Genomic DNA, 680 nt, shown 5'->3' with positions numbered 1-680 from the left:
GGCCGGGCTCGACATCGAGAAGGTGATCGAGGTGATTTCCAAGGGCGCCGCGGGCTCCTGGCAGATGGAGAACCGCCACAAGACGATGAACGCCGGCAAATATGATTTCGGCTTCGCCGTCGACTGGATGCGCAAGGATCTCGGCATCTGCCTGGCCGAGGCCGACCGCAATGGCGCCAGACTGCCGGTCACCGCACTCGTCGACCAGTTCTACAAGGATGTGCAGGCGATGGGCGGCAAGCGCTGGGACACGTCCTCGCTGCTCGCCCGTCTCGAAAAATAGGTCTCTGCCGTGGCAGAGCTCTCGCCTCAATCCAGTGCCGCGGAAATCGTCGCCCATCTTCGCGCCATCGGATCCGAGCAGAACCGCCTCGGCATGTTGCGCTACGGCATCAAGATCGACCGTGCACTTGGCATCTCGCACGGCATGCAGCGGCAGATCGCGCGGACGATCAAACGCAACCACGAGCGCGCCTTCGAGCTATGGGACAGCGGCATCATGGAGGCGCAGTTCATTGCCTCCGTCACGGCTGACCCGAAACGGTTTTCTGCTGGAGATGCAAGACGATGGGCGGCGAGTTTCGACTCCTGGGACATCGTCGACGGCGTCTCGGATCTCTTTGTCGATACGGACGCCTGGAAAGAACTGATCGCCGAGTTTGCGGCCGACGAGCGGGAGT

General features: G+C 62.2%; 2 protein-coding genes. Both read left to right on the top strand.

Features of this window, described 5'->3' with window-relative positions:
- Positions 1–283 (top strand): NAD-binding protein (locus tag EN994_RS34155; RefSeq protein WP_164746564.1); only part of this gene is annotated, 283 nt, incomplete at its 5' end.
- A 93-nt stretch (positions 284–376) separates the two neighbouring features.
- On the top strand, positions 377–680 hold a 304-nt coding region (locus tag EN994_RS34150; protein ID WP_245466179.1), incomplete at its 3' end, for a DNA alkylation repair protein.

This window comes from Mesorhizobium sp. M7A.F.Ca.CA.002.09.1.1, from assembly GCF_003998555.1.
GTDB lineage: Bacteria > Pseudomonadota > Alphaproteobacteria > Rhizobiales > Rhizobiaceae > Mesorhizobium > Mesorhizobium ciceri.
This window is presented reverse-complemented; position numbering and strand designations above follow the sequence as displayed.